The organism is Streptomyces sp. NPDC085946 (genome assembly GCF_044540485.1).
GTDB lineage: Bacteria > Actinomycetota > Actinomycetes > Streptomycetales > Streptomycetaceae > Streptomyces.
Window position 1 is genome coordinate 1 of sequence record NZ_JBITSF010000029.1, and the last position, 13,688, is coordinate 13,688.

The following is a 13,688-nucleotide window of genomic DNA, read 5'->3' on the forward strand; positions in this document are numbered from 1 at the left end:
CAAATCCCTCGCCGACTACCTCACCAAGGTCACTCCACCATCCACTAAAAACACGAAAGAGACTTAAGCCTGCGATTTCAGGCGCATCACACTAGGCGGTCAGTGGCAGCTGTGCGGCCCCTCCGGCCAAGGAGCGAGCCATCGGTTTTTCACCTCTGTGGCCGGGCGCGACAATGACCCGCATGGGCACCTCGACAGAACGCACGGATGACCTGGCGATCCGGCAGCCGCGCCAGGAACGCACCCGGCAGGCCTGGGCGCGCATCCTGGAGGCCGGTGTGGCGTTGATCGAGGAAGGCGGCTACGAGGCGTTCACCATCGCCGCTGTGTGTGAACGCGCGCAGGTCGCCCCTCGCGCTGTCTACGACCGCACCACCAGCAAGGACGCACTGTTCCTGGCCGTGTACGAACACGGCGTCATCCGCGTGACCGCCGACCAGCACGTCTTCACCGAGCTCCAGAGCCGGGAGGGGCTGTCGCCGACCGAACTGATCACCGCGGCCGTCACCGCACTGACCGCTCTGTTCGCCCGGCACGCCGCTTTCCTCAAACCCATCCTGCTGCTGTCCGGCGCCCATCCCGAAGTTCTGCGCCGCGGCCGTGACCATGTCCATCTGCTCGCTGACGCCTTCACCGCTGTGCTGCTCACCGCCCGCGACCACTTCACCCACCCCGACCCTGAGGCCGCGGCCCGCCAGTGCTTCGCCACCGCCTTCTCCGCCTGTGTCGTCCGCACCGCCCACGGCGCGGACTTCGCCACCACACCCGTCGACCACGACACGTTCACCTCCCACCTCGCCCTGAGCACCGCACGCACCTTGCTCGCTCCTCACCCCGCCGCCACCTGACCGGGCCGGTGAGGCAGCCACGCGGCATCCGCGGCGTGGATCGTCCGGCATGCCCAAAAGCGATCTCGTACTCCCTGTCACGACCGCCACCTGCGAAGTTACGCTCCGCTGGTGACAGTGACATGGGAGATCAAGGAAGGCGTGGCGACGGTTCGGCTGGACCGGCCGCCGGTCAACGCCCTCGACATCGCGACCCAGGACCGCTTCCGGGAGATCGCCGAGGAAGTCGGCGGGCGGGAGGATGTCAGGGCGGTAGTCCTGTGGGGCGGCGAGAAGGTGTTCGCGGCGGGCGCGGACGTGAAGGAAATGCAGTCCATGGACCACGCGGCCATGACACTGCGGGTGCGCACCCTGCACGAGTGCTACGACGCCGTGGCCCGCATCCCCCAGCCCGTCGTGGCCGCGATCACCGGTTACGCCCTCGGCGGCGGCTGCGAGCTGGCCCTGTGCGCCGACTACCGGATCGCCGCGGATACGGCTCGGCTGGGGCAGCCGGAGATCCTGCTCGGGCTCATCCCCGGCGCCGGCGGCACGCAGCGCCTCGCCCGCCTCGTGGGGCCGTCGAAGGCCAAGGACCTGATCTTCACCGGCCGCCAGGTGACGGCTGAGGAGGCTCTGCGGATCGGGTTCGTCGACCGGGTCGTACCGGCCGGCGAGGTGTACAAGGCCGCCTTCGCCCGGGCGTCCCGGCTCGCCGCCGGACCGGCCCTGGCCCTGCGAGCCGCCAAGGAAGCCGTCGACCAGGGCCTCAACACCGACCTGGCGACCGGACTGGCCATCGAACGCGCCCTGTTCTCCGGCCTGTTCGCCACCGAGGACCGCGAGACCGGCATGCGGAGTTTCGTCGAGGAGGGGCCCGGCCGGGCGCGGTTCCGCTGAGCGCCCGCGTGCGGCGGCACAGGGGGAGGAACGATGTACCGTTCCTCCCCCTTCGGCGTGCTCCTCGGTGACGCGTCGCGGTCATACCGGCCGACAGGGGAGGATGCCGCCCGCCCCGCACGCGTGCACGGGTACGGGCAGTCCACACCCGCCGCACACGGAACCGCCCGCGAGGGCGAGCGGCGACCGATCGTCTCGGTCATCACTCGCCCGCGCGGGCGGCATGTGCGGGGGTGCCCCTATTGTCATGCGCCGCAAATCACGCGGGTAAGTTGCTACCCTTTTCGGGTGTCGCATCCGGGGCCTTCTGCAGTGTCGATCAGGTTGTCCGAGGACGAGCGTGCCGAGTTGGTGCGCCGAGCCGGGTCGCGGGACCGGAGAGCTGCCGAGCGGGCCCGGATCATTCTGGCGTGCGCTGACGGGATGTCGAATGCTGCCGTGGGGCGGCTCGTTGACGTTCAGGCCAAGACGGTGGGCAAGTGGCGCCGGAAGTTCGCGGCCGAGGGGTTGGCCGGGCTGCAGGATGCGGGCCGGATCGGCAGGCCGAAGGCGGAGCTGGTCCTGAGCGACGCCGAGCGGGACCGGCTGGTGCGCTGGGCGAGGCGAGCGAAGACCGCGCAGTACCTCGCACTGCGCGCGAAGATCGTGCTGCGCTGCGCGCAGGGCGGGACGAACCGGCAGGCAGCCGCCGATCTTGGGGTCGACGAGTCGACCGTGGAGCGTTGGCGGGCCCGGTTCATCGCCAAGCGCCTGGACGGACTGCATGACGAGCCGAGGCCCGGCCGGCCCCCGTCGATCCTGCTCGACCAGGTCGAAGACGTGCTCGCCGCGACACTGGAGTCCACCCCGGGCAAGGACACGCACTGGTCGCGAGCCTCGATGGCCGCGCGCACGGGGCTGTCGAAATCGACCATCGGGCGGATCTGGAAGAAGTTCGATCTCAAGCCCCACCTGCAGGACTCCTTCAAGCTGTCCACCGACCCGCAGTTCGTCGACAAGGTCGTGGACGTGGTCGGGCTCTACCACAACCCGCCCGAGCGGGCGGTGGTGCTCTGCGTCGATGAGAAGAGCCAGATCCAGGCGCTGGACCGCTCGCAGCCGGTGCTGCCGATGATGCCGGGCATGCCCGAGCGCCGCACTCACGACTACCTGCGGCACGGCATCACCAGCCTATTCGCCGCGTTCAACATCGCCGACGGCACCGTCATCAGCCAGCTCCACCGCCGCCACCGGGCCATCGAGTTCAAAAAGTTCCTGGTGGCGATAGACAAGGCAGTACCGCGGGAACTCGATGTGCACTTGGTGTGCGACAACTACGCCACCCACAACACCGCCGAGATCAGAACCTGGCTGAGCCGGCACCCGCGCTTCCACGTCCACTTCACCCCGACCGGCTCCTCCTGGCTCAACCAGGTCGAGCGCTGGTTCGGTCTGCTGACCGACAAGCTCATCCGGCGCGGCGTGCACACCTCCGTCCAGGCCCTTGAGGACGACATCAAGGCGTGGATCGACACCTGGAACGAGAACCCGCGACCCTTCTCCTGGGTCAAAACCGCCGACGAGATCCTGAAATCCCTCGCCGACTACCTCACCAAAATCAACCCGACAAACAGGTAGTAACTTACCCGCGTGATTTGCGACGCATGACACTATGGGTTTGGTCAAGCTGTTGGGGCGGGTTGGGGTTCGTAGAAGGTTCCGTCGCGGAGCATCGCGAAGAGCACGTCGGCTCGTCGTCTTGCGAGGCAGAGGAGGGCTTGGGTGTGGTGTTTGCCCTGGCTGATCTTCTTGTCGTAGTAGGCCCGGGAGACCGGGTCGGTCAGGGCCGCGAATGCGGAGAGGAAGAAGGCCCGTTTGAGCTGCTTGTTTCCGCGTCTGGAGGGTTGTTCGCCGCGGATCGAGGTGCCCGAACTGCGGGTCGCCGGGGCAAGTCCGGCGTAGGCGGCGAGGTGGGCGGCGGAGGGGAAGCTGGATCCGTCGCCGACGTCGATGAGGATGCGTGCTCCGGTCCTGACGCCGATCCCCGGCGTGGACGTCAGGACCTTGGAAAGAGGGTGGGACTCCAGCAGTTCCTCGATCCTCGTGGCGAGGAGCTTGCGCTGGTCAAGCACTGCTTGGAGCGATCCGGCGAGGCTGGGAAGGATCAGTGCGGCCGCGTCCGTGCCCGGGACGACGACGGTCTGCTCATCCAGTGCGGTGAAAATGTCCTCGACCAGCCGTTCGGCCATCCGCGGTGCCTTCGGACGTATCAGCGTCACGAGCCGGCGCCGTCCGGCTTTGCGGATCTGGGCGGGCGAGCCGAACTGGTCGAGGAGCTTGAGCACGGCCGGATGCTGCACTCGCGGACCCAGAACCCGCTCGAGCGATGGATGGATCTGCGTGAGCAGGCCCCGCAGGCGGTTGCTGATGCGGGTGGCCTCCCCGGCCAGGTCGTCGTCGAACCCGACGATCATCTCCAGCTCGGCGATGGTCTCGTCTTCGAGCTCGACCGAGCGGAGGGTGTGCGGCATGACGCGGGCCGCGTCGGCGATGACGAACGCGTCGCAGGCGTCGGTCTTGGCCTCGCCGGGATAGAGATCGGCGATCCGCCGCATCGTGAGTCCGGGCAGATAGGCGACCGGGCAGCCCATGTCCTTTGCGACCGCCAGCGGCAGGGCGCCTATCGAGGCCGGCTGGTCGACCACGACGAGCACGCTCCCGTGCTTGGCCTGCAGTTTTCCGAAGACTTCGCGGAGCTTCGGTTCGCTGTTGGGCAGCCGTTTGTCGAAGGCCTTCTTCCCGGCCGGGGTGACGGCGGTGGCGTGGTGTTCGCCCTTGCCGACGTCCAGGCCGAGGAAGACGCCGATGTCGCTGACGTCGATCACGTGCTTCCTCCGGTCGTTCCTGCCCGGCCGTCCCACGGCACCGATCGCCACATCCACATTACGAAGAGCCTCCCGGCCTGCGGAAAGGCCGGTGGTCATGCCCCTAATCAGCGGTCTGTCGATGCCTCCGGAGCCGGTGACACCCCCCCCAGGCCATGCGTTCGACAGGGGGAGAAAGTCATGCCAACTCCGAAGGCCGGGCGCCCCATTGCGGGGCCACCAAGAAGGTAATGGGGAAAATCAGTAGGGTTCGGCCAGCCTCGCCTGGGCCGCGGGCATCGGGGTCTTCAGCAGTTCGCGGTCCTGCTCGGTCGGGGTGCCCGACTCGGTGCGCAGCAGCGCCGCCGAGTACTGCTGGACGAAGCCGGCCCGCGGCATGCGCCGCTCCCACCAGGCCCGCAGTGCCTTGTCGAGGTCGTCGGAGGCGTCGAGGCACTGGGCCAGCACCACGGCGTCCTCGGCGGCCATGGCCGCTCCCTGGGCCATGTGCGGGCTGCTGGCGTGGGCGGCGTCCCCGGCCACCACGATACGGCCGCGGTACCACGGCTCGTCGACGGTCACCTGCTCGATGGGGCTGTACGCGGCCAGCGCGTCCTCGCTCAGCGTGTGGCCCAGCTCGCCGATCCAGCCCGTGAACTCACCCAGCAGGGACCGGATGCGCTCGACGATCTGCGCTGAGGTCTGCCGCGGACGGATGCTCTCCTCGGGGACGACGAGTGCCACGTAGCAGTTGGTCTCACTGAGCGGGATCAGGGTCGCCTTGATGCTCCCGGCGAGGGCGTAGACGATCCGGTCCAGCTCCGGCGGGCGCGGCAGACTGATCCGCCAGCACGCGAACCCGGTGTACTCGGCGTCGTACCGGCTGCCGAAGAGGTGGCGGCGGACCTGCGAGCGGATGCCGTCGAAACCGACCACGAGGTCGTACCGCCCGTCCGACGGCACGGTGGCGTCCGGCATCGCGCCGGTGAACGTGACGTCCACGCCACCGGAGTCCTCCGCGAGGGACGCGACGGTCGAGCCGTGATGCAGGTGCGCGCCGGCGCTGCCTGCCGCGCCGAGCAGGACGTGGCACAGTTCGGCCCGCTGGATGGCGTTGTTCGGCGGCAGGTCCTGGAACAGGGAGGGCGGGATGTCCATCATCGTGCTGCTGTCTGAGGCCGCCATGCGCAGGTCGCTGAACTGGTATCCGGCGCTCAGACAGTCGTCGAGGACGCCGATCTCCCGCATCACGCCCAGGGCGTTGCCCGGCTGGTTCAGACCCACGCCGAGCACGGAACCGGGGGGACGGTGTTCGACTACGTCGACGTGGACTCCTCGCCGGGCCAGCGCGGTGGCGGCCACGAGGCCGCCGATGCCGCCGCCCTGGACCAGGACACGGGATACGGATTTCATGCGGAGCTCCCGGCGGAGTGCGGGCGACGGCTGCGGGCGGGCGGGACGGGACGCACCGCAGGACCGGCCACCAGCCGGTTCTCGATGTGGCCGATGCCCTCGGTCTCCATGCGGACGACGTCGCCCGGCTTCAGCGGGCCCGGGGCGGTATCGGGGCTGGTCTTCCACAGTTCACCCAGGCATCCGGTGCCGCAGGTGCCGGAGCCCAGGACGTCACCGGCGCGCACGACGGTGCCGCGGGAGGCGTAGGCGAGCATCTCGGGGAAGGTCCAGGACATGTGGGCGGAGGTGTCGCCGCCGGTGCGCTCGTCGTTGAGGAACACTTGCGAGGTGAGGGACAGCACGCCGTCCTTGTCCCACACGTCGGCGAACTCGTCGGCGGTGACCAGCCAGGGGCCGAGGGTGGTGGCGGTGTCCTTGGACTTGGAGGGGCCGAGCGGCAGGGTGAGCTCGCGGGTCTGGAAGTCGCGGGCCGACCAGTCGTTGAGGATCGTGAAGCCGAGGATGTGGTCGCGGGCCTCGGCCACCGAGAGGTCGGAGCCGGCCTTGCCGACGACGGCGCCGAGCTCCAGCTCGAAGTCGAACCGCTGGGCGCCGGGCGGGATCGGGACCGGGGCGTAGGGCGCGACCACCGCCACGGGGTTGGAGAAGTAGAAGCCGGGCTCCGTGTACCAGCCCTCGGGTACGCCACCGGTCATGAGCGCCGTGACGTGGTTCTCGTAGGTGAGGTAGTCGCGGATGGACGGCGGCTGCAGGAGCGGGCCGAACACCGCCTCCTCCAAGCTGAGTACGGCGCCGTCGCCGACCCGCCGGGCCACGTCGTCGAGGGCCTCCCGCCCGCCCTCGATCACCTGGAGCAGGGCCTCGGGCGTGGGCAGTACGCGGACACTGTCGCCGTCCCGGACGCCTACCCGGGGTCCGTCGTCGGTGAGAAGTGTGGTGAGTTTCACTGGTATGACTCCTTATCACAGGGTGCGCGGACCGGAGCCGCCGCACGGCGGGGCGGCTCCGGTGAGGGTCATTTGACGGCGACGGGGTTCACCGGGGAACCGACGGCGCCGGTGAAGGGCAGGGGCTGGGCGGCGAGCAGGAACTCGTACACGCCGTCGCCCGCGCAGTCCTCGGCCAGCGCGTCCAGGTCCCACATCTCGCCGACGAGCAGCCCGATGTGCGGCAACGCGACCTGGTGCAGGGGCTGGAAGGAGCCGGGGAACTCGTTGGGACGGACCTCGAAGCCCCAGGTGTCGGTGGCGATGGCGGCGATCTCGGAACCGTGCAGCCATCCCGCCGTACCGAAGGACAGGCCCGGAGCCGGTCCGCCGGAGTAGGTGCCCCAGCCCTCACCCCGCGCCAGCGACCGGCGGACACGGGTGAGCTGGCCGGTGCGGACCAGCACGATGTCACCCCGGCGGACCTCCGCGGTCGGTCCCTGCCGGTCGATCGTGGCGCGCAGGTCGTCGGTGGTGATGGCGTAGGCGTCGTCCAGCTCGCCGGCCTCCCCGCCGAGCGCCCGCCCGACGTCGAGCAGCACGCCGCGCCCCACCAGGGGAGCCGCCAGGCGCTCGATGCCGGTGGCCGAGTCGCCCTCACTGGTGACGGTCTCCGCGCCCTTGCGGCCGTTCCAGCCGATGCCGTGGTCGAAGACGTGGCCGAGGCCGTCCCACTGGGTGCCGCACTGCAACGGCATGAACACCGCGTCGTCGGCGGCGGTGAGACCGTGCGGCGTGCCCATCTGCTCGGCGGTGTCCTGCCCCGTCGACATCATGGTGTGCACCGGGTTGACCCGGCGCCGCCAGCCGTTCTGGGGGCCGTTCGCGTCCAGCGGCAGCGAAAGGGAGAAGGACGCGCCCCGGCGGGCGAGTGCCGCCGCGCCGCCGCGCACCTCGTCGTCGAGGAAGTTGACGGTGCCCAGGGCGTCGTCCTCGCCCCAGCGGTTCCAGTTGCTGTAGCGGGCGGCGGCCGTGGCGATGGCGGCCTCCGGGTCGGTCCCGTACTCGTCGAGAACGTTCATGGCCGGCCTCACACCGGGGGTGCGACGAAGCAGCCGCGGTCGACGTCGTTGAAGGACTCCTTGGCCAGCAGCTCGTTGAACGGGTTGGCCGTGCCCCACTGGTCCTGGTTCTCCGGCTGCGACACGTCGTACTGGCTGGGATGCCAGATGTCCTCGTCGAGCAGTTCCAGCTCGGTCGTGTACTCGATGGTGTTGCCGTGCGGGTCGAGGAAGTACGAGAAGGTGTTGTCACCCGCCATGTGGCGTCCCGGGCCCCACACCTTGTGCACGCCCGCCCGCAGCAGCCGGCCGGAGCCGCGCATGTACTCGTCCAGGCCCCGCATCTCGAACGAGACGTGATGCAGGGAGGTGTGCGGACCGCGGGCGATGGCGAGACTGTGGTGCTGGGGGTTGCAGCGCATGAAGTACATGAGGGCGCCCATGTGCGGCAGGGTCAGCGCGTCCGACAGGTCGAAGTCGAGGTGCTTCTCGTACCAGGCCTTGGTGGCCTCGGGGTTCGCGGAGTTGACCACCACATGGGAGATGCGCACGGGGATCGACTCGCGCTCCTCGATCTTGCGGTGCCTGCGCTCCGCTACGCCGGAGCTGACCTCGATGGTCCGGCCGTCGATGTCGAAGAAGCGGAAGCCGTATCCGCCGCCGGCGGTCTGCAGCTCGCGGGGCTCGTGCACCAGCTGTACGCCGTCGTGCCCGAGGCGTGCCGCCAGCGCGTCGACGGAGGCCCGGTCCTTGGCGCCGTAGGCGATCAGGTCGAGCCGCTTCTCCTTGTCCCGGCGCAGCCGCACGATGTACTGCTCCGGGGACCCCTCGGCGGCCAGGAAGCAGACGCCGTCGTCGTCGGCGACCGGGGTGAGCCCCCACAGGGTGGTGTAGAACTCCCGCTGCTTGTCGAAGTCGGGGACCGCGAGGTCGACGTGGCGGAGGTGGGTGATCAGGCGTTCCTTCATCGGATGCCTCCGGTGGATTCGGACGGGAAGCCGGGCAGGGGATTCAGCAGCCGCTGTGCGTTGCCGCCGCGTACGGCGGCGACGGTGGCGGCGTCGAAGCCCGCGGCGAGCAGCCGCTCGACGGGGTTGTCGACGCCCATGTCGAAGGGGTAGTCGCTGCCGAGCGTGACCTGGGTGGGTCCCATGACGTCGACGAGGTGGCGCAGCTGGTGCGGTTCGTAGACGAGCGAGTCGACCCATATTCGGCGCAGTTGGGCGCTGGGCGGCTCGGCGGTGGTGCGCGCGTCGGACCGGACGTGCCAGGCGTGATCGGCGCGGACCAGGTAGGAGGGGAGGTAACCGCCGCCGTGGGCGGCCCAGATCCGCAGGCCGGGGTGGCGTTCGAGCAGCCCGGAGAAGGCGATGCGGGACAGGGCGAGCGCCGTCTCGACGGGGTTGCCGACGGTGTTGAACAGGTAGTAGGCGCCCAGCCGCGGGCCGAGCGTGCAGCCCCAGGGGTGGATGAGGACCGCGGCCCCCAGTTCCTCGGCGGCCTGCCAGAACTCGGCCAGGCTCGGGTCGTCCAGTTCGACGCCCGGGGCCGCGGCGGTGGAGATCTGCACGCCGCGCACTCCGAAGGACGTGACTGCTTCGCGCAACTGGTCGACGGCGAGGTCAGGGTACTGGAGCGAGACGGTGCCGATGGGGACCAGCCGGTCCGGGCGCTTGGCGCAGAACTCGGCCACCGTCTCGTTGGACAGGGCGGCGATCCGCTCGGCGAGGTCCCGTTCGGCCCAGGAATGGGGCAGGGGGACGGCGCTGACCGCCTGGATGTCCACTCCGCCCCGGTCCATCGCCTCCAGGCGCAGGTCCAGGTCGGTCAGGCGGGGGCCCAGCGATCCGATCTGCTCCATGTTGACGGCCATGGACGCGGGCCCTTGGGCGGCGGCGTCGATTCGGCGCTGCCGGGCCAGCCCCGGCTCGCCCTCGATCAGCGCGTCGACGGCGGGCACCCCGAGGTGGGCGTGCAGGTCGACGCTGGGCACCTCGTGCGGGTGGGCGGACGTCACGACGCCGCCACACAGCGGTTGCGCTGGGCGCCGAGGCCGGTGATGGTCGCGTCCATCACGTCACCCTCCCGCAGCAGCCGGCCGTGGACCAGGCCGTTGCCGGCCGGGCTGCCGGTGAGCACCAGGTCGCCGGGGAGCAGGGTGGCCATCTTCGAGCAGTGGGCGATGATGCGCGCCACGTCGAAGATCATGTCTTTGGCGGACTCGTTCTGCATGACCTCGCCGTTCAGCTTGAGCGTCAGCTGGAAGTCGGCCGGGTCGGGCACCGCCGAGCGGGGCACAATCACCGGGCCGGTCGGCAGGAAGGTCGGAGCGTTTTTGCTGGCCATCCAGTCGGCGCCCAGCTCGGGCATGTCACGGCGCATGACCAGTTCCCGCAGGGTCAGGTCGTTGACGATCACCCAGCCGGCCACCGCGTCCAGCGCCTGGGAGGGATCCAGGTCGCGGACCGGCCGGCCGATGACGGCCGCCAGCTCCAGTTCCCAGTCCGGCTGCTTGCCGTACTTCGGCAGGACGACGTCGTCGTATGCTCCGCATATGGCGCTGGGCAGACCGGTGAACACGTACGGCGGGTGCTCCAGCCGCTCGTCCATCTGGGCCGTGGCGTCCTCGCGCACCTGCTCCGGGGTGCGCCCGTCGGACGGGTCGTGGTGCTTGACCGCCAGGTCGATGACGTGCGTGCGGTAATTGGCGCCGGCCTGGAAGATCTGCCGGGGAACGATCGGAGCCGCCACATGGAGCCCGTCCAACGGGGCCCACCGTTCCCCGTCCGGGACCGTCGCGAGGGACTCCAGTACGGGGCGGACGGTGTCCCAGTCCTCCATCAGGGCCAGGACGGACGCCGGTCGGCCCGCCTTCTCCTCGGCGGACAGATCGAGGACCCGGTCGCGGCACAGCAGCCCCGGGAACGGGGACTGCCCCGCACGGGAGAAGCTGCCGAGCGCCCAGGGTCCGGCGTGGTCGATCGAGGACACCATGCACGTGCTCCTTCGCAGGCTGTTCGACCGACGCCATGTAACGTCGGCGTGAACAGCAGCATGCGGTCCGGCCCCCGCGGCAGGCCAACAAATGATCCGTATGGTGAGCCATCCACGGGACCGATGACCGCTGAACAACCGCCTGTGGAGGGCACGTTGGAGCTTCCGACGCTCGATCTGAACCTGATCGTCGTGCTGCACGCACTGCTCCAGGAACGCAACGTGACCCGGGCCGGGGAACGGGTGGGGCTCAGCCAGTCGGCCACCAGCGCGGCGCTGGCACGGCTGCGGCGGCACTTCGACGACCAGCTCCTGGAGCGGGTCGGCAGTCACTACGAGCTGACGCCGCTCGCCCAGGGACTGCGGGCGGAGCTGGGGGAGACGGTGGAGCGGCTCTCGCGCCTGCTCACCGCCCAGCCCCATTTCGATCCCGCGACTACGAGCCGCCGCTTCACCGTGCAGTGCTCCGACTCGGTCCTCACCGTCCTGGGCGCGCCTCTGGTCGCCGCCCTGCACGCGGCCGCGCCCGGCGCGGGCGTCGACTTCCGGCCCGTGGGCCGCGGCATGCTGAGTGATCCGCTTCCGGCCCTCGCCGACATCGACGTGCTGGTCATGGCCCGGGGCCTGCTGTCGGACCTGCCCAACCAGGACCTCTACACGGACTACTGGGTGTGCGTGGCCTGGAAGGACAACGCGACCGTCCCGGACTCCCTGACTGCCCAGGACGTGCGGGAGCGTCCGTGGGTCGTTCCGTACGGTCCCTCTCCCCAGGCATCTCCGGCCGACGCCCATCTGGCCGCCCTGGGCCTTGAACGGCGCGGCACCGTGACCGTGCAGAGCTTCACCGCGCTCTGCCGGCTGGTGGTGGGCAGTGATCTGCTGGCCTTGGTCCACGAGCGCGACCTGCACGCCGCGCCGGACGTGCCGCTGCGCCGCGTCGCCCTGCCGACGAAGATGCCGGCCCTCAGCCAGGCCGCCTGGTGGCATCCGCGGCGGCAGCTGGATCCCGGACACCGGTGGCTGCTCGGCCTGCTCTCCGACACGGCGGCGGCGCTGCCTCCCCTGTGATCACGGGCGGTCCCGCCCGGACGACGGCCCCGTCCGCCGGACCGGTGCGCCCACCGGGCCTCCTGGGAAACACCGCCCCGCCCATTGACATCGCCTGGTCAGGTGACGAATGCTCTCCATACCGTAGTGCGGATTACGTTTTGAGTGTCTGTCCAGGGTGTGTCCGCCACTGCACAGAACCGTCCGGGCAGCGCTCGCAGGGCAGATGCCGTCCCGCTGAGCCCGCCCGCTCCCGACTCTCAGGTTCCGAGGGCCACCGCACAGCCCCGAGCCACAGCCGGTGCCCCTGTCGCGCACCACGGAGGACCCACCATGAGCACTCGCACCGTCAAACCGGGCCGCGTCGCCGTCATCGGCGCCGGTCCGGCGGGCATGGCCACCGCCCTGTCTGTCCACCAGGCAGGCCACGAGGTCGCCCTGTTCGAGCGCTACCCGCAGGCCCGCCCGGCCGGCAACATCCTCAACCTCTGGCCGGCGCCCATCAAGGCACTCGGGCTGCTGGGCGTGGACACCCACGACCTGGGCGCACCGTGCAAGACGGTGTTCCGCAACGTCCAGGGGCGGCAGCGCGTCGTCGTGAACCTGCCCGAGGACATCATCCGCGACTACGGCGGCGGCTTCATCGGCCTGCTCCGCCCCGAGTTGTACGAACGGATGCTGGCCGCTCTGCCCGAGGGCGTCCTGCGCACCGACCACAGCGTGCAGCGCGTCGAGCAGGACGAGTCCGGAGTACGGCTGCATTTCGCCGACGGCACGGTCCACGAGGCGGACGTCGTCGTGGGAGCGGACGGCATCAACTCGCTCGTACGCCGCACCCTCTGGGGCGAGAGCCCGATCCGGCAGCACAACCTCCACATCTTCGGCGGCTTCCTGCTCGACGACGACATCGCCGCCGAGCCCGGCCTGTGCCTGATCGCCCATGACCGATCGGTACAGGCGAGCGTGACGGAGATCCGGCACCAGGGGCGCTCCGGCCACCAGTGGTGGCTGCTCGAAGCCCATGACGCGCGCGAGCCGTACACCGGGGACCTGCACGCCCGCGCCACGGAACTGGCCGGCCGCTTCAAGTCCCCCGTCCCGGACCTGGTGGCCGCCACCGACCCGGCGCATGTGCAACACTGGCCGATCCGCGACCGCAAGCCGATCAAGCAGTGGTCCAAGGGCCGCGCCACCCTCGTGGGCGACGCCGCGCACCCCACCTCCCCCTACGCCGCGTACGGGGCCGGAATGGCCACCGAGGACGGCTACTTCCTCGGCCGTCGGCTGGCCGGCGTGGACCTGAGCGATCACGAGCAGGTGCGCCGGGCGCTCCAGGCGTTCGAGACGCCGCGCAAGCCGCACACCGCACGCCAGTCGCAGACCGCGTACGTCCTCGGCCAGGTCTTCCACCACGCGCCGAAGCCCCTGCGGCCGGTCCGGGACGCGATCCTCGACCACACGCCGCTCCTCCAGAAGGTGGTCGGCGAGGCGACACCGGGGGAGATCCTCAAGCAGATCGCCGAGATCGACCAGGCGGAAGCGGCGTTCGACATGATCTCCGGCACCCGCAAGAAGGCCGATCCGGCGGCCTGACACCCGCAGCCGCAGGCTGCGGACCCACCGCCGGACCGCACCACCGCCCGGCCGCGCCTCCCGAAGGGACGCGTGGCCGGG

General features: G+C 70.2%; 12 protein-coding genes. 5 read left to right on the top strand and 7 right to left on the bottom strand.

All coding sequences use genetic code 11. From position 1 onward, the window contains the following. Positions 1 to 182: 182 nt before the first annotated feature. The 3 genes from ACIF8T_RS35090 (at position 183) to ACIF8T_RS35100 (ending at position 3,344) form a co-directional block, all read left to right on the top strand. Positions 183 to 848: a TetR/AcrR family transcriptional regulator gene (locus tag ACIF8T_RS35090; RefSeq protein ID WP_400040836.1), complete on the top strand. Its 666-nt coding sequence runs from the start codon at positions 183 to 185 to the stop codon at positions 846 to 848. Positions 849 to 959: 111 nt separating this feature from the next. Then, on the top strand, positions 960 to 1,727 hold the full coding sequence (locus ACIF8T_RS35095) for an enoyl-CoA hydratase/isomerase family protein (RefSeq protein WP_400040838.1): 768 nt from the start codon (positions 960 to 962) through the stop codon (positions 1,725 to 1,727). A gap of 312 nt (positions 1,728 to 2,039) precedes the next feature. Beyond that, the gene (locus ACIF8T_RS35100; RefSeq protein ID WP_400040945.1) at positions 2,040 to 3,344 is read left to right on the top strand and encodes an IS630 family transposase; all 1,305 of its coding nucleotides are present in this window, start codon (positions 2,040 to 2,042) and stop codon (positions 3,342 to 3,344) included. A gap of 44 nt (positions 3,345 to 3,388) precedes the next feature. Here the strand turns inward: ACIF8T_RS35100 and ACIF8T_RS35105 are convergent, their stop codons facing one another. From ACIF8T_RS35105 to ACIF8T_RS35135, 7 genes are all read right to left on the bottom strand, one after another. Then, entirely contained in the window at positions 3,389 to 4,591 is a 1,203-nt protein-coding gene (locus ACIF8T_RS35105; protein WP_400040947.1) for an IS110 family transposase, read from the bottom strand. A gap of 240 nt (positions 4,592 to 4,831) precedes the next feature. After that, positions 4,832 to 5,983 carry an FAD-dependent monooxygenase gene (locus tag ACIF8T_RS35110; protein WP_400040839.1) on the bottom strand — a complete coding sequence of 384 codons (1,152 nt, stop codon included), beginning with the start codon at positions 5,981 to 5,983 and terminating at the stop codon, positions 4,832 to 4,834. After that, complete coding sequence (locus ACIF8T_RS35115; protein ID WP_400040841.1) at positions 5,980 to 6,933, bottom strand: fumarylacetoacetate hydrolase family protein; 954 nt, start codon at positions 6,931 to 6,933, stop codon at positions 5,980 to 5,982. Before ACIF8T_RS35115 ends, ACIF8T_RS35110 begins: the two co-directional genes overlap by 4 nt. Before the next feature lie 68 nt (positions 6,934 to 7,001). Further along, the gene (locus tag ACIF8T_RS35120; protein WP_400040842.1) at positions 7,002 to 7,994 is read right to left on the bottom strand and encodes a cyclase family protein; all 993 of its coding nucleotides are present in this window, start codon (positions 7,992 to 7,994) and stop codon (positions 7,002 to 7,004) included. Positions 7,995 to 8,002: 8 nt separating this feature from the next. Continuing rightward, positions 8,003 to 8,941 (bottom strand): VOC family protein, encoded by a 939-nt coding sequence (locus ACIF8T_RS35125; RefSeq protein ID WP_400040844.1) that lies wholly within the window; start codon positions 8,939 to 8,941, stop codon positions 8,003 to 8,005. Next, positions 8,938 to 9,990: an amidohydrolase family protein gene (locus tag ACIF8T_RS35130; protein WP_400040846.1), complete on the bottom strand. Its 1,053-nt coding sequence runs from the start codon at positions 9,988 to 9,990 to the stop codon at positions 8,938 to 8,940. The genes ACIF8T_RS35125 and ACIF8T_RS35130 overlap by 4 nt, the downstream gene beginning before the upstream one ends. Further along, positions 9,987 to 10,967, bottom strand: coding sequence for a fumarylacetoacetate hydrolase family protein (locus ACIF8T_RS35135; RefSeq protein WP_400040848.1), 981 nt, complete (start codon positions 10,965 to 10,967; stop codon positions 9,987 to 9,989). The genes ACIF8T_RS35130 and ACIF8T_RS35135 overlap by 4 nt, the downstream gene beginning before the upstream one ends. Before the next feature lie 156 nt (positions 10,968 to 11,123). Here ACIF8T_RS35135 and ACIF8T_RS35140 point away from each other — a divergent pair, with 156 nt between their 5' ends. Continuing rightward, positions 11,124 to 12,035, top strand: a complete 912-nt coding sequence (locus tag ACIF8T_RS35140) for a LysR family transcriptional regulator (protein WP_400040850.1) — start codon at positions 11,124 to 11,126, stop codon at positions 12,033 to 12,035. Positions 12,036 to 12,347: 312 nt separating this feature from the next. Then, on the top strand, positions 12,348 to 13,607 hold the full coding sequence (locus ACIF8T_RS35145; protein ID WP_400040852.1) for an FAD-dependent oxidoreductase: 1,260 nt from the start codon (positions 12,348 to 12,350) through the stop codon (positions 13,605 to 13,607). Positions 13,608 to 13,688 lie beyond the last annotated feature (81 nt).